11 protein-coding genes are annotated in these 14,725 nt (G+C 64.4%); all 11 read right to left on the bottom strand.

From position 1 onward, the window contains the following. Positions 1 to 2: 2 nt before the first annotated feature. Positions 3 to 650 (bottom strand): alginate O-acetyltransferase AlgF, encoded by a 648-nt coding sequence (locus tag IEC33019_RS13625; RefSeq protein WP_070092294.1) that lies wholly within the window; start codon positions 648 to 650, stop codon positions 3 to 5. Between the two features lie 13 nt (positions 651 to 663). Then, positions 664 to 1,821, bottom strand: a complete 1,158-nt coding sequence (locus tag IEC33019_RS13620; RefSeq protein WP_070092295.1) for an alginate O-acetyltransferase — start codon at positions 1,819 to 1,821, stop codon at positions 664 to 666. Between the two features lie 10 nt (positions 1,822 to 1,831). Next, on the bottom strand, positions 1,832 to 3,289 hold the full coding sequence (locus tag IEC33019_RS13615; protein ID WP_070092296.1) for an MBOAT family O-acyltransferase: 1,458 nt from the start codon (positions 3,287 to 3,289) through the stop codon (positions 1,832 to 1,834). 121 nt (positions 3,290 to 3,410) lie between these two features. Next, entirely contained in the window at positions 3,411 to 4,517 is a 1,107-nt protein-coding gene (locus IEC33019_RS13610) for a mannuronate-specific alginate lyase (RefSeq protein ID WP_070092297.1), read from the bottom strand. Between the two features lie 7 nt (positions 4,518 to 4,524). After that, positions 4,525 to 5,970: an alginate O-acetyltransferase gene (locus IEC33019_RS13605; RefSeq protein WP_070092298.1), complete on the bottom strand. Its 1,446-nt coding sequence runs from the start codon at positions 5,968 to 5,970 to the stop codon at positions 4,525 to 4,527. A gap of 13 nt (positions 5,971 to 5,983) precedes the next feature. Beyond that, on the bottom strand, positions 5,984 to 7,546 hold the full coding sequence (algG, locus tag IEC33019_RS13600) for a mannuronan 5-epimerase AlgG (RefSeq protein WP_070092299.1): 1,563 nt from the start codon (positions 7,544 to 7,546) through the stop codon (positions 5,984 to 5,986). Between the two features lie 19 nt (positions 7,547 to 7,565). After that, on the bottom strand, positions 7,566 to 9,044 hold the full coding sequence (locus IEC33019_RS13595) for an alginate export family protein (protein ID WP_070092300.1): 1,479 nt from the start codon (positions 9,042 to 9,044) through the stop codon (positions 7,566 to 7,568). After that, complete coding sequence (algK, locus tag IEC33019_RS13590) at positions 9,041 to 10,558, bottom strand: alginate biosynthesis TPR repeat lipoprotein AlgK (RefSeq protein ID WP_244509743.1); 1,518 nt, start codon at positions 10,556 to 10,558, stop codon at positions 9,041 to 9,043. The genes IEC33019_RS13595 and algK overlap by 4 nt, the downstream gene beginning before the upstream one ends. 13 nt (positions 10,559 to 10,571) lie before the next feature. Next, positions 10,572 to 11,735, bottom strand: coding sequence for an alginate biosynthesis protein Alg44 (locus tag IEC33019_RS13585; protein ID WP_070092301.1), 1,164 nt, complete (start codon positions 11,733 to 11,735; stop codon positions 10,572 to 10,574). A gap of 35 nt (positions 11,736 to 11,770) precedes the next feature. Then, on the bottom strand, positions 11,771 to 13,252 hold the full coding sequence (locus IEC33019_RS13580; RefSeq protein ID WP_081337443.1) for a glycosyltransferase family 2 protein: 1,482 nt from the start codon (positions 13,250 to 13,252) through the stop codon (positions 11,771 to 11,773). Positions 13,253 to 13,314: 62 nt separating this feature from the next. Further along, positions 13,315 to 14,631 carry a nucleotide sugar dehydrogenase gene (locus tag IEC33019_RS13575; RefSeq protein WP_070092303.1) on the bottom strand — a complete coding sequence of 439 codons (1,317 nt, stop codon included), beginning with the start codon at positions 14,629 to 14,631 and terminating at the stop codon, positions 13,315 to 13,317. Between the last annotated feature and the right edge of the window lie 94 nt (positions 14,632 to 14,725).

Here is a 14,725-nt window from a genome sequence, read left to right as displayed (position 1 = left end):
GATCAGTTGCTGGCGACAGGACGGGTGACCCAGACCGGCGACAGGCTGCTGCCGGATCCGGTGACGTACAGCACGGCCGCTTCGCCGCGCTCCAGGGCGACCGGCTTGAGGTCGCTGACCTTCTTGTCGCCTTCGTAGAGGGCCAGGCTGACCTTGACCGGGTTGATCTCACGCTCGCCACGGCCTTTGGCGGCCACCGGTTTGACCACTTCGGTCTTGCCGTCGGCGGTCTTGAGGGTCAGCGACTGGTCGCTCAGGTTCTGCACGCGCACCAAGGCTTTCTGCTTGTTCTTGAACGGGGGTTCTTCGATCAATTGCGGGCTGGTGCCGGCGTTGTTGACCAGGGTGTAGTACTTGTCCGCGGCCAGCTTGACCGGGACGCTCTTGCCGCCGACCTGGGCGGTGTAGTCACCCCCTGGCAGGAAGCTGAAGTCGCTGCTGGCCTGGGCGCCGACCGGCTTGATCTGGGTGTTGCCCACGGACGCCGCGGCAGGGCTGGAGGCGGCGTTGTACAGGCGCACGAAGGTCGAGCCTTTCGGTGCGCTCGGGCCATAGAGCGCCGCATCGGCGCCGGCCAGGGCCTGCAGCGAAAGCAGGGACAAGCCCGCAGCGAGGGTGAAAGCTTTAGCGAAGGAAGGTTTGTTGGTCATGTTGATGTCCTCTTCAGTGAACCGTCCGATTGGACGACAGGGCCAGGTTTTCTTCGGTCTTGCGGGTGTTCTTCAGCTGGGCGATCCAGGTCGGATCGAAGGCGCTGAGGTCGTTTTTCATTGGCAGATAACGTTCGGGGAATTCCCACACCACCACTTGCGGGGCGGCGTCCTTGAAGGCGTCGCTTTGCAGGTACTTGAGCATCGGCAGCAGGGGGCCGTGGCCGTCTTCGGCGTAGTTGGCCACGTCGCTGCGCAAGGCTTGCTGCAGGGCGCCGAGGAAGTTCCAGTGCGGGTTGGCGCTGTAGCTGGTGCCGACCAGCGCCACCGGAATCCGGGTTTCGGCGAACAGGGCGTCGCCGGCTTCGCCTGCGGCCTCGACCGGGCGAGTGCTGCGTTGCTGCAGGTTGTCCGGTGACGGCAACAGGTTGCTGAACAGCGGATCGAGCGGCAGGAAGTTGGTCAGATCGCCCTTGTATGGACTGGTGGCGCCAGCTTCGGTGATGAACGCTTGCGGGTCGCCATTGAGCAGGTTCTGGCGCGACACCGCCTCGGCCAGAGCCTGGGCCGCGACCTCGGCGCCCATGGGCGTCCAGTGGGTGTCGGTGCGCAGGAACACCTGGCCACGGCTCTTGGCCTGCTCCAGGGGCGCGAGCAGGTCGGGGGCGAACACACCGGCCTGGCGGGCTTGGGCGTGGAACTGGTTGTACAGGCCTTCATGCAGGCGGGTCGGCACGGCCTTGCCCAGGTACTCGGAGTAGATCCGCGCCTTGGCCGGGACAATCGCCAGCACCAGCTGCGTGCCTTGGCGCTGCAGGGTGTCGCGCACGCCACGGATCAGCGCCAGGTTCTCCTGCATCAGTTGTTCGGCACCGGCGGTGGGCTTGAACTCTTCGTCACTGAACAGCCACTGCTCGCGGCCCAGCACGACGCCTGGGCGGCCTTCGTTGAACAGCTTGTAGTCCAGCGCCGCCCACAGGTTGGTGCCGATGCGCTTGATCGGGAACTGCTCGTCGTAGTGAGTCTCGGCGGCCTTGGCCAGCTTGCCGTTGAGCAGGGTCATCTGCTCGGTGCGGTTGAAACTTTCAAGGCCCCCGACCGACCAGGCGCCAAGCCCGGTCAGCAGGCCGAGGAACGACAGGGAATAGGTGATGCGTAGTGTCCGGTTCATGGTCCTGTCCTCAGAACTGGAAGTAGAGGAACGGCGAGTAGCTCTGCGCCGAGAGCTTGAGCACCGAAGCAACGAACAGCAGCAGGACCAGGACGCGGGTCATGACGCGGGTCCAGTCCAGGCCGACGGAGCCGTCGGCGTTGATCTGCACCGGGGTGGCCTTGGGCGTGGGCTTGGCGTTGCGGTAGAAGTCGCGCAGGCCGAACACCGCCAGGGTGAGGTAGGCCACCACCAGGGTCGCCACTTGCAGGCCGGTGAGCTGGGCGCGGTTGAGTTCCGACAGCTGCCACTCGCCGAAGCTGAACATGGCGCCGTACATACGGCCGGCCACGTGCAGGTTCTCGGCGCGGAAGATCACCCAGCCGACCACCACCAGCAGGAAGGTGAACGCCCACTTGATCGGGTTGAAGCGCTGCGGGTTGGTGTCGATGCCCAGGGCGCGCTCGATGGCCAGCCAGGTGCCGTGCCAGGCGCCCCAGATGATGTAGGTGAAGTTGGCACCGTGCCAAAGCCCGCCCAGCAGCATGGTCAGGAACAGGTTGCGGTAGGTGTGGAAGGTGCCTTTGCGGTTGCCGCCCAGGGTGATGTAGAGGTAGTCGCGCAGCCAGGTCGACAGGCTGATGTGCCAGCGCCGCCAGAACTCGGTGATCGACTGGCTGATGTAGGGCTGCTTGAAGTTCTCCATGAAGCGGAAGCCCATCATCAGGCCCAGGCCGATGGCCATGTCGCTGTAGCCGGAGAAGTCGAAGTACAGCTGCGCGGTGTAGGCCAGGGCGCCCAGCCAGGCATCGCCCGTGGTCGGGTTCTGCAGGGCGAAGCAATGGTCGGCGACCACCGCCAGGGTGTCGGCGATGAACACTTTCTTGATGAAGCCCTGCATGAAGCGGGTGCAGCCTTCTGAGAACTTGTCCAGGGTGTGGGTGCGGTTGTTGAACTGATCGACCAGGTCCTTGAAGCGCAGCACCGGGCCTGCGATCAGGTGCGGGAAGATCGCCACGAATGCCGCGAAGTCGATCAGGTTGCGCGTGGCCGGGGTATCGCCACGGTACACGTCGATGATGTAGCTGATCGACTCGAAGATGTAGAACGAGATGCCGATCGGCAGCAGCACATGGGTGAGGATGAACGGTTCGAGGCCAAACGAGGTGATGATGGCGTTGAGGCTCTCGACGCCGAAATTGGCGTACTTGAAGTAGCCAAGGATCGCCAGGTCGACCGCCACGCCCAGCAGCAGCCAGCGCTGCGCTGGTTTGGTGCGCACGCCTGCGGCGCCGACCTTGAGGCCGATCCAGTAGTTCCACAGAGTGACGCCGGCGAACAGCGCCAGGAAGTCGACCCGCCACCAGGCATAGAAGATGTAGCTGGCGATCAGCAGCAGCAGGTTGCGATAGCGCTGCCCGCTCAAGTAGTACAGGCCGAGGAATATCGGCAAGAACAGGAACAGGAACACGTTGGACGAGAAGACCATCCCGGTTCTCCTTTTTGTTCACAGCATCCGAGGCAAAGCGCCCCCCAAACCCCCCACTCGAAAGTGGGGGATACCTAGGCCCTGTGGGAGCGGGTTTACCCGCTTCCCACAGGGTGTCGTGTTACTTCTTGCTCTCTGCGCTCGGGTCGTAGACCCGGGTCAGGTCTCCGCCTAAGCGGAAACTGTTGAACGGCTGCATGCCGCGCTTGCGCTGGAGGGTGTCGCCACTGCACGCATAGAGGCTGCAGTAGGGCTCCATCCACGCGTACTTGCTGTCGATCGTCAGGTCGTGCATGTCCTGTTTCTCGCCGTTGCGGGCCTTGAACGCGCTGGGATCCTTCGACCCGCTGAGCACTCGCTGCGCCAGGCGCTGCAAGGCGTTGTTGTTCTCGCCGCGCACGTCCACGCCGTTGACCTGGGCGAAGCTTGCGATCATCGCCAGCGGCGGCAGGGCATAGTTGTGGTAGGCCAGGGCCCGCTGCTTGCGCTTGAGTTCGTTGGGCAAAAAGCCTTGGTCGTCCACCTGGTTGGCGCCGACCTTGTATTCCTTCACCGCCCAGTCGAACAGGTCGCGTCGGTCGGTGGCCACGGCGGTGGCCATCACCGCCCAGGCCGCCCAGTAGCTGTGGTTGTTGATCTTCTCCAGCGGCAGGTCGCTCCAGTCGCGCACGGTCTGTTCAGCCAGGCGCGCCAGCCATTTTTCGATCAGTTCGGCCTCGGCCTGGTGCGCGGCCAGGGGCTGGGAGTTGGAGAACTTAAGGCGCAGCCACGAGCCGCTCATGCTGCCCAGTGCCCATTTGCGCATCGACTTGCCGGTGTGGTTGTAGTCGGTGGACGCCAGCGCATCGGCTCGCGCCCAGGTGCCCAGCCAGGTCAGGGCGCAGTCGAGCTGGGCCGGGCGGCCGTCGCGCATGTACTGGCCAACCATCTTGCTGACGCCACGCTCGAGGGTGGTGATGTCCTCGGTGGACTGGCGGAAGGCCTTTTCAGAGGCCTTGTTCAATGTCGCCCGGGCACCGTCGGAGCCTTCGTACTTGCTGCGGAACTGCAGGGGGCCGGTGTAGGGCTTGGGCGCAGGTTCGCAGCGGAAGTTGCCGTCGGCTTTCTTGAGCTTCTCGATCCCGGCGTAGTACCCCTGTGGCGGCATCAGGCCGCTGGCCTGCGCGGCCGGGCCGAACAGGGCCAGGGCGAGCAGGGCGGGGGCAGTGATTGTGCGCAATGGATTCATGGTCGCCTCACTGGCCGGCCTGCGCGGTGTTTTGCGCAGGGCCGGCGAAGTTGTTGCGTTTGCACAGCTTGGCCTCGACCTTCTGGGTGCCGGTTTCCGGCCCCTGGATCTCGAGGGCGAGCAGGTTCTGGCTGGCCCAGTCCTCGTCTTCACGCATCTGGAAGACGAAGCGGCCGTCGGTGTCGGAGGTTTCCGGCTTCTCGATCTTGATGTCCTCGTGGCGGCCGTTGAGGTACCAGAGGGTGGCCTGCAGGACCTTGACCGAGGTGTCCTCGAACTTGATGTCCAGCTGGTGGTTGCGGTTGATCAGGTCTTTGATCACGCCGCCTTTGCCATTGACCATCAGCTCGTTCTTGCCGGGCTTGAGGGTGGCGCTGGCGCTCATCTGGGCCGGACGGTCGTCACAGCCATCGTCGAGCAGGGCGAGGATCTGCCGCCAGATGGTTTCCTGGTCCAGGCGGTACAGCGGCGAGAATTCCCAGATGAGGATCTTCGGAGGGTTCTTCTGGAACTCCTCGCTGCCCAGGTACTGGATCATCGAGCCTTCCAGGCCGCCGCCGGGGAAGGCGACGTTGAGCACGTCGGCGCCGATGTACTGCTGCAGGAAACCGGAGAAGTTGTAGTTCTTGCCGCTGTGGCTGGTGCCGACCAGGGTGATCTTGGCATTGCCCGAATCGCCGAACAGGTCGTCACCCCCGCTCGCGCCACCCTTGGGCTCGGTGGCGAACTGGTCCATGTACTGCACTGCATAGCTGGTGCCGCAGAGCTGGCCGGCGACGTTGTGCAGGGTGCCGGTCTTGCCCATGCGTCCAGATTTATGGGTTTCGAATTCCTTGCGCGGGATGCCTTCGAAGGCCGGCATCTTGTGCACGGTGTCGGCCACGATCTTGGCCGCGCGCTCAGCGCCGTAGGGCGTCCAGTGCTGGTCTCCGCGGAAGTAGAAATCCTTGCCTTGGTCGGCGGCGACCAATTGTTCGTTGGTCAGCGGCGACAGGTCGGGCACGTTGTAGCCCATGCTGGCGAAGCGCTTGAGCATGGCCTGGTAGTTGCCCAGGGCCTTTTGGTAATCGAAGGCGGCCTTTTCAGCGGGGTTGAGCATGTTGCGGTTCACCAGGCCACGGGTCGGCTGGTACACCACGACCAGCTCGACACCGCGCTTCTTGAACGCGTCATGCACCTGCTGCAGGCGCTTGTAGCCGGCCGGGGTGGTGTTGAATTCGGTGCGCAGGTCTTCGCGGGTACGGAACAGCCAGTCGCCCTGGGCCTGGACCAGGGTGGTGAAGTTCTGCTGGTAGCGGGTCACGTAGCGGCTGGCGTCGTGGGCTTCGGGGCACAGCTGGCAGCAAGGCTCGGCGGTGAAGCTCGGGGCCTGTACATCGGCGGCGCGCACGCCCTGGCTGATGACCAGGAGGGCAGCGGACAGGCCGAGCAGTTTCATCAGATGCGGAGTCATGGTCTGGGCTTCCTTAATCGATCATTTCGGTCTGGCGTTCGACCGGGTCGATCAGCACGGCCTTCTGCTGGCGCACCAGCAGGTCGAGGATTTCGTCCTGGCGCTCGCCGAGCACGCCGTTGAGGCTGATGCCGTTGGCCTTGCGCGGCGCGAGCATGGAGACCTTGTAGAGCTCGACCGAGAGCGGCGAGTCGATCGACAGGGGGCCGGAGCCATTGGCCGCCAGTTCGCCGCCGACCACGATCAGCGACACCTTGGTATCGAACGGGTCCAGGGCGATGTCGCGGTCGGTATCGGAGAGGTCCTTGATGTGCCCGTACACGCCCACCAGGCCGTTGGCCATGGCGAGGTTTTCGTACAGACGGATGTTCACGCTGTTGCGCACGCGGATGCCGTGGCGGCGGTTGTTGAGCAGCTTGTTGCCGTAGATCAGGTTGTCGCCACTTTCGTACAAGGTGATGCCGTCGGTGTGGTTGCGGTAGATCTCGTTGTAGGCCACCAGGTTGTTGACGCTGTTACGGTCCAGGACCACGCCGGAGAGCTTGTTGTCGTAGCTCTTGTTGTTGATGATCCAGCTGTCGTTGACCTCGCGCGAGACGATGATCCCGTGCTTTTTCTTGGTGCCGTACACGGTATTGCCGGCAATGATCAGGCGGTGCGAGCGGTCGTGGGGGTCGATGCCGTAGACGATGTTGTCGCGATAGGTGTTGTCCTTGATCACGAAGTCCTGGGTCTCGTAGCAGTAGAAGCCGTACCACATGTCGCTGAATTCGGAGCCGATGATCCAGCCGGTGGGCTCCGGACGGCCCATGCGCTTGGCCATGTTCGGCGTGTACTGGGAGATACTCACGCCGTACGACTTGGACTTGGCGTAGCCGAAGCTGGCCATCTTGCTGTTGACGATGTAGGTCTCGGTGCCGCCCCAGGACAACAGGAACGGACGGAACTCGTCCGGCTTGCGGAAGGTGGCCGGGCCGTTGTCCTTCTCGCGCCAGCCCGTGACCTGAGTGTCGGTGACGAACAGCTTGCCGTCGTTGATCAGGAACGAACCGCCCTCCTGGGACAGGCGCAGCTCCTTGACCTTGCCATTGATCTCCAGCACGCCCTTGCGCCCGACCACGATCGGCAGGCGCGCCAGGTACACGCCCGGCTCGGTTTCGCGCAGGTACTGTTTGGGCACCTGCTTGCTCAGTTGCACCAGGTCCACATGGCCATCATCGATGAAGATCGCCTGGGGGATGCCCTGCTGGCGCCTGACCCATTCGGCGCCTTTGTTGTCGCCACCGATGAACTCCTTGAGCGATTCCTCCTGGAGCATGCGGCGCACGCTGACCTTGCCTTTATGGCTGCGGTCGAGCTTTTTCTGCACCGCTTCGGCGGTGTAGCCGGAGAGGTCGGGCAGCTTGGGCGGGTCCATCTGCAGCGGCTCGATCGGCGCGCTGGAGACCGTGTAGGTCTTGGCCTGCTGCAACTCCTTGACCACCGGCTTGACCGGCTCGGCATAGGCCAGGCCGCTACTGGCCAGCAGCAGGGCACTGGCCAGCAGGCCGTGGCGAAAATGCGGGTGAAGGTTCATGAGTGTCCTCTCCCGGGCCTCAGTAGCGCCAGATCACGTCGACGAAGGCGCGGTGCATGTAGGAGTCCGCTTCGCTGCCGTAGGCATCGCCTGGCTTGAACACGCCGGCGCGCAGGCGCACCAGGGCCGAGGGTTCGTCGATGGCCTGGCTCATCGAAGCTGGCAGCAGGCCTTGCTTGAAGTACTTGGTGACGACCACGTCCATCTCCTGGCCCAGGTCCTTCTCGCCGTTGATCAGCGGACGGTTCACACCGTTGTCCTCGACCACGGCATTGATGCCGCTGGAGCCGATGTTCTGCTGGTCATCGACGCGCCAGAACTTGTGGTAGATGAAGCTTGCGTCGTAGTCGTCGCGCAGCTGCCAGGAGGCGAACAGGGTGGCCGCCTGCAGATTGCCCAACTCGCCACGGAAGGCTTCGCCGAAGCGGTGCACGCGCGAGCGGGTGCCGGTGAAGTTGGAGCGGTTGCTCTCAAGACCGGTCTGCTCGTAGTTGCTCGAACCGTCGCTGCCGCCACCACCGCTGCCACGGGCATAGGCCGCACCGACCTGCCAGTTGGGGTCCAGACGCAGGCGCACGCCCAGGTCGGTGGCCCAGGCATTGACGTCGCCGCTCTGCTTGCCGGTGGCGACCTGGTCGTTGCCCACGGTCTGCGTGCTGAGGGTGTCGCGGTCGCCGGTCAGCCAGGTGACGCTACCCCAGTAGTTGACGGTGTGGTCGTTGCGCCAGTTATAGGCGTCGCTGTTGGCCTCCAGGCCCAGCCAGGTCAGATCGCCCGTGCGGGTTTTGTCCAGTGGGTCGACGGTTTCGCCAGGGTTTTTCAGGCTGCCGCTGTCACTGGAGTGATGGGCGCGCACGCCGACCCAGTGCCCAGGTGTCCACTGGGTGGCGACGTTGCCGTACACGTGGGTGCGGTCCTTGTCCTCGGGCGCGAGCTCGGTGAGGTCAGTGCGGTACTCGCTGAAGCGCTGGGCCACGCCCAGGTCAGCCTTGAGCAGGGTGGTGTCGAAGGTCCAGTTCAGCGCTTCGATGTTGGTGTCGCGCCACATGCCGTCGTCACTGCGCAGGCGCTGGCGGCCCAGGCGCAGTTGTTCGCCTGGGTAGGGCGTGAAGCCGCTGTAGCCGACCCAGAACTCACGCATGGCCAGGTAGCTTTTGTCTGGTTTGCGGCTGTCATCGGCGTTGTCCACGGTGCTGCCATCCTCGGACTGGCGCAGGGTGTCGGTCTCGATGATGTCGGTCGCCGCCACCGCCTGGCCCATGGCGAAGGCACTCCAGTTGCCGCGCTCGCCGTAGACCCAAGGGCGCAGGTCCAGACCCAGGCCGTTGACGTCACCGCCGGAGCGGGTGCCCAGGTCGCGGTCATCTTCGGACTGGCCGGTGATCTTGATGTCCAGGCCGAAGTTCTTCTCGGCGGTCATGTCCGCCAGGGTCGGGCACGACCACAGCAGGGCGAAGCTCAGGCCAATGCCGGCTTTCACGAAGGGGTTGAGCGTCATAGCGAGTCCTCACCGTCTACTTCTTCTTTTGCGTCGTCTTGCAAGGCTTCGAAGGCCAGGGGGTTGGAGCCGACCTGGGCCATGCTGCCGCGCGCCTGCTTTTCCTGGTCCAGCAGGCGCTGGGCCTGGTTGCGCTGGTCAGGGCTCAATTGCGTGTCGAGCTTTTGCAACAGCTCGGTCGATTGCGGCGACGGGTTGGCCTGGGCCAGTTGGGCGAATACCCAGGCGTTGGCCGGGGCAGGGCGGATGCCGTGGCCCTCGCTGAACAGTTGGGCGAGGGCGTAGTCGGCGCTGTTCTGTCCGCCGCGTGCGGCACTGAGCAGGTGGTCGACGGCCTTCTGCGGCTCGACGTGGCCTAGGTAGCCACGGCGGTACAGCTGGCCGAGGTAGTAATGGGCGCTGACTTCGCCGGCTGCGGCGGCGGCCTGCAGGTGTTCTTCGGCTTTGGCGGCATCGGCCGGGAGCGTCTTGCCTTCGTAGTAGAGGCGGCCGAGCAGCAGTTCGGCGCGCGGCTGTCCGGCTTCGCGGCCCTTGTCGATGTAGGCGAGCAACTGGTCGTTGTCGCCCAGTTCCGGGAAGTCGTAGACCAACTGCGCCAGGCTCACCCAGGACGCCGGGTTGGCCGGGGCCACCTGTTCGAGCAGCTCCTTGGCGGTTTTTTCGTCGGTCTGCCCCAGGCTACGGTCGGCCAGCACGCGGGCGACGCTGTCGACCCGGGTGGCCGGCACGAGACCACGGCCATAGGCGGCCTTGAGCTGTTGGATCAGCGCGGCCTGCTGGTCGGCCTGGGCGCGCTTCTGGTAGACGGTGGCCAGTTCCACATAGCAGATGTCGGTGGTGTCCAGCGCGGCCTTGCAGATCTTCTCCACATCGCCCAGGTGCTGGTCGTAGGTGCCCTGGGTGCGATAGAGCAGCACCTGGGCCAGGCCCGCCTCGGGGTTGCCGGCGGCGCGCCACTGGTCGATCTGCTGCTGGGCGTTCACCTTGGGGAAGCTCTGCGGGTACTGCAGGTAGAGCATCGCCAGCGGGATCAGGGTGTTGCGCTCGCCTTGCTGGGCGGCGAGCTTGAGCAGGGTCTCGGCCTCCTCGCGCTCGGCCTGGGTGGTGCCGGGCTTGGCCACCAGCAGGCGACCCAGGCGTGCCTGGGCCCGTGGCGACGTGGCGGCGGCAGTACGGTAGGTGGCTTCGGCGGCCCTGAGCTTGGCGGGGTCCTGGGTGGCGACCTGGATATCGGCCAGGCCCACCTGGGCGTCGCTGTAGCCAAGGTCGGCCAGGGCTTTGTAGTTGCGCTCGGCCAGGGCGGTGTCGCCGCGCTTCATGGCCTCGTTGGCCAGGCGCTGGTCAGGCAGGCCCGAGCAGCCGGCCAGGGCGACGGCCAGGGCCAGGCCGCACCAGGCCAGTGGGCGCGCACGCCCTACAGGGGCAGCGCTGGACACGATCCCTGTGGGAGCGGGTTCACCCGCGAACAGGGCCCCTGTCGACTCAAGCGGCGTCATACGCTTCGAAGGGTTCATGGTCAGGTCCCTCTTACAGCCCACGGGCCACGGCCTTGTCGATCAGCCAGTCCAGGGACGGGCCACGGTCGGCATTGACGGCAGCCGGACGACCGGCCAGTTCCGCAGGCAGGCCGCTGTCGGGCTTGATCTGGACGCGGATGTCCGAGGCCAGGTCCTCGCTGTTGAGGCTGGCGCTGCTGACGATCTTGCCAGTGCGCATTTCGTCTTCGCCGGCCACCTGGAACTGCACGCGGGTGCCTGGCTTGACCTGGTCGAACTGGCGATAGCTGAAGCGCGCCTCGACCATCGGGTTGGTGGTGCGTGGCACCAGTTGGAAGATCGGCTGGCCTTTGCTTGCGTACTGGCCGTCATCCACCAGCTGGCGTGCGACCACGCAGTCGCATGGGCTGGTGAGGGTGCCGGAGAGCTGCTTGCCGAACAGTTCCTCGACCTTGGCGGGCTCGAGCTGCGAGTCGTCCAGATGGCCTTTGAGCAGATCGAGCATGCTGGTGCTGAAGCTTGCCAGCGGCGCGCCCTTGACCACTTGGGCGCCGTTTTCCACCAGGCTCTGCACACTGCCGTCGCGCGGCATGGTGACGTTGGTGGTGGGCACCGAAACCACACCGGCCTCGGCGTGGCTGACGAAGTACATGCCATACAGCGACTTGGCGATGAAGCCGAAGGCCGCCACACCGACCACGAACACGCTCAGGCTGACGGTCACGGCGCGCAGGCGGCCGAAGGCGGAGAGGCCCGAACCGCTGTCTTTTTGCTTGCGCGCCTTGGTGAAGTTGTCGCGCTGTAGGGTGCTGAGCACGCCGCCGACGTTGATCATCTCACCGGACAGGAAGGTGGTGATGATGTGGCGCAGGGTGGCCACGTCGCGCTGTTCGAGGTTCTGGAACTGCACGCCGGTGCGGCCGGTGCTCTGGTAGGAGCGCACCTGGAACTCGACGTCCATGGACAGGCCCAGGTTGTCGACCGTGAACTGCAGGCGACCGCGCAGCACGTCGCCGACGTTCAAGGGTTTGCTGGTGTGGAAGGACAGGCCCCCGGCGGAGAGATCGTCCACCTTCACATCGTGCGGTTCGCGATTGCGGTCCAGGTAGCGCAGCTTGGCGGGGATACGTACCCGGACGTGCTGGCGCTGGGCTTCGGACTCATGCACGACATTGGCGTTCACGGCGGTATTCATGGCGATTTCGTTCCTGTTAGATCCGATCCGGGGGCTCACACGACCATGAACAGCACAGCGACGAAGATGCTGGCTGCCGAGAAGGTCATGGTCCGTGAAGACCAGGTGTTGAACCATTGTTGAAAGCTTTCGAGGTCACGCTTGAGGGCAGTCGGCTGGCGGGTCCAGGACTGTTTGTCGAGGCGGAAGAACACGTAGATCTTCATCACCGCGCCGACGATCTGGTTGTAATAGAGAATCAGCGGGTAGGCCGGCCCCACGTTATGGCCCGAGCACAGCAGCATGATGGTGAGGATCAGGCGGGTGATGCCGATCCACAGCAGGTACACGAGCAAGAAGCCCAGGCCGAACTTGAGGCTGGCGATCACCGCCACGGTCAGGCCCAGCAGGCTGGTCCACATGGACACGCGCTGGTCGAGCAAGACGATGCAGGTGAACAGCCCCAGGCGCTTGAGGCCCAGGCCCAGCGCGCGGGAGTTCTGCCGCAGGTTGTTGCCGTACCAGCGGTACATCAGCTTGCGGCTGGCCTTGACGAAGCTCTTCTCCGGCGGGTGCTCGACCGTGTTGATGGCCGCATCGGGCACGTAGAAGGTGTCGTAGCCCAGGCGCATCAGGCTGAACCAGCTGGATTTGTCGTCACCGGTGAGGAACTTGAAGCGGCCCAGGCGCCAGTGGTGCAACGAGTCGCTTTCCACGTCGGCGATGAACTCGGGGTCGGTCACCACGCTTGCGCGGAACATCGACATGCGCCCGGTCATGGTCAGCACGCGCTTGGACAGGGCCATGGAGCACATGTTGATGTGGCGCTGGGCGAAGCGCAGCTTGTGCCACTCACTCATGATGTAGCCGCCGCGCACTTCGCAGAATTCGTTGGTGGTCAGGCCACCGACATTGGGGAACTGCTTGAACCACGGCACGGTCTTGCGCACCACGCCTTCGCCAAGCACGGTGTCGCCGTCGATCACTGCCACCACGGCATGCTCGTCCGGCATCATCCGCGAGATGGCGCGGAAGCCATAGGCCAGGCCATCGCGCTTGCCGGTGCCGGCGATGCGCACGAAGTCCAGGTTGACGTGGGCGGGCGGGTTGTACTTGGCCCACAGGCTCTTGACCAGCAGCTCGTCGGACATCTCCACCAGCGAGCAGACCACGGTAGTGGGGTAACCGCACTCGATCGCCTCGCGGATCACCGAGCTGTAAACCTGCGCGGTGGTCAGGGCGTCGATGCGAAAACTGGTGACCATCAGGTACACGTGGGACGGGTCGGCGGCCTTGCCCAGCTGGCGCACCTTGCGGCGCAGGTAGGGGTAGACGCCGTAGAGGAACACCATGCCACGGATGAAGTGGGTGGCGCCCATGGAGTAGCGCCAGATGCCGACCGCGCCGACCAGGAAGATGAAGTGCTTCGATTGCGAGTCGAAGATGTCGCTGGGCAGGGCCAGGGCGATCAACATGAGCAGGCTCACGTAGAGCAGCCATCCGGCGCACTGCAGCAGCACTGTCTGGAGTCTTTGCATGTTCAGCATCCGTCGCGCGAATCAGGGGGAAGGGCAGCGGTCGCCCGCTGCCCGGCCGGGGGTTACCAGCAGATGCCTTCGGTGCGGCTGGTGTTGCAGGTCGGCTTGGTCATGAAGCCGACCAGGTCGATCACCTGCTTGCCTGCCGGCGCCTGCTGGGCGAGGGCGCGGAATTTCTCGTCGCGGTTGCCCAGGATGATCACGTCGGCGTTGTCGATGACATGCTGCAGATCGTCATTGAGCAGCGAGGAGACGTGAGGGATCTTCGACTCGATGTAATCCTTGTTGGCGCCGTGGACACGGGCGTACTGGACGTTCTGGTCGTAGATGTTCAGCTCGTAGCCCTTGCCGATCAGACGCTCGGCCAGTTCCACCAGCGGGCTTTCACGCAGGTCGTCGGTGCCGGCCTTGAAGGACAGGCCCAGCAGGGCGACCTTGCGCTTGTCGTGGCTTTCGATGATGTCGAAGGCGTTCTGCACCTGGGACTCGTTGCTGCGCATCAGCGAGTCGAGCAGCGGGGCTTTCACATCCAGGCTCGAGGCGCGGTAGGTGAGGGCACGCACGTCCTTGGGCAGGCACGAGCCGCCGAAGGCGAAACCTGGGCGCATGTAGTACTGGGACAGGTTCAGGACCTTGTCCTGGCAGACCACATCCATCACGTCGCGACCATCGACGCCCACGGCCTTGGCGATGTTGCCGATCTCGTTGGCGAAGGTGACCTTGGTGGCATGCCAGACGTTGCAGGTGTACTTGATCATTTCGGCCACTTCGACCGGCTTGCGGATGACCGGCGCGTCCAGTTCCTCGTAGATGGCCTGGAGCACGTCGCCGCTGGCCTTGTCCAGCTCGCCGATGACGGTCATCGGTGGGCGGTCGTAGTCGGCGATGGCGGTACTTTCACGCAGGAATTCTGGGTTGACCGCGACGCCGAAGTCGACGCCGGCCTTCTTCCCGGAGCAGTCCTCGAGGATCGGGATGACCACGTTCTTGACGGTACCGGGCAGCACGGTGCTGCGCACCACGATGGTGTGGCGGCGCTCGGTGTCACGCAGCACGTAGCCGATCTCGCGGCACACCGATTCGATGTACTCCAGGCCCAGGTCGCCGTTTTTCTTGCTGGGGGTGCCGACGCAGATCATCGACACGTCGCTGGCGCGGATGGCTTCGGCGAAGTCAGTGGTGCCACGCAGGCGGCCATTGGCGATGCCTTGCTGCAGCAACTCTTCCAGACCCGGCTCGACGATGGGCGACTTGCCCTGGTTGATCAGGTCGATTTTGGTCTTGGACACGTCCACGCCAATCACTTCGTGACCCCGTGCCGACAGGCAACCTGCACAGACCGCACCCACATAACCCAAACCAAAGATGCTGATACGCATCGTATTCACCTCGTGTGTTTATCACGTCGGCTCTTTCGCGAAAGAGCCGGACCGGGTTGATTAACCAGCAGTTTTCAGGCGCACGGTGTCATGG

This window comes from Pseudomonas putida, assembly GCF_002741075.1.
In the GTDB taxonomy this organism is placed as follows: Bacteria; Pseudomonadota; Gammaproteobacteria; order Pseudomonadales; family Pseudomonadaceae; genus Aquipseudomonas; species Aquipseudomonas putida_T.
The sequence above is the reverse complement of the archived record's forward strand: the minus strand, read 5'-3'. Positions and strand labels throughout refer to the sequence as shown.

Bases quoted from the DNA above. Each gene is read 5' to 3' on its own strand.
- IEC33019_RS13625 (WP_070092294.1), bottom strand. From the start codon at position 650: ATGACCAACAAACCTTCCTTCGCTAAAGCTTTCACCCTCGCTGCGGGC.
- IEC33019_RS13585 (WP_070092301.1), bottom strand. From the start codon at position 11,735: ATGAATACCGCCGTGAACGCCAATGTCGTGCATGAGTCCGAAGCCCAG.
- IEC33019_RS13595 (WP_070092300.1), bottom strand. From the start codon at position 9,044: ATGACGCTCAACCCCTTCGTGAAAGCCGGCATTGGCCTGAGCTTCGCC.
- algK (WP_244509743.1), bottom strand. From the start codon at position 10,558: ATGAACCCTTCGAAGCGTATGACGCCGCTTGAGTCGACAGGGGCCCTG.
- IEC33019_RS13610 (WP_070092297.1), bottom strand. From the start codon at position 4,517: ATGAATCCATTGCGCACAATCACTGCCCCCGCCCTGCTCGCCCTGGCC.
- IEC33019_RS13605 (WP_070092298.1), bottom strand. From the start codon at position 5,970: ATGACTCCGCATCTGATGAAACTGCTCGGCCTGTCCGCTGCCCTCCTG.
- IEC33019_RS13575 (WP_070092303.1), bottom strand. From the start codon at position 14,631: ATGCGTATCAGCATCTTTGGTTTGGGTTATGTGGGTGCGGTCTGTGCA.
- IEC33019_RS13620 (WP_070092295.1), bottom strand. From the start codon at position 1,821: ATGAACCGGACACTACGCATCACCTATTCCCTGTCGTTCCTCGGCCTG.
- algG (WP_070092299.1), bottom strand. From the start codon at position 7,546: ATGAACCTTCACCCGCATTTTCGCCACGGCCTGCTGGCCAGTGCCCTG.
- IEC33019_RS13615 (WP_070092296.1), bottom strand. From the start codon at position 3,289: ATGGTCTTCTCGTCCAACGTGTTCCTGTTCCTGTTCTTGCCGATATTC.
- IEC33019_RS13580 (WP_081337443.1), bottom strand. From the start codon at position 13,252: ATGCAAAGACTCCAGACAGTGCTGCTGCAGTGCGCCGGATGGCTGCTC.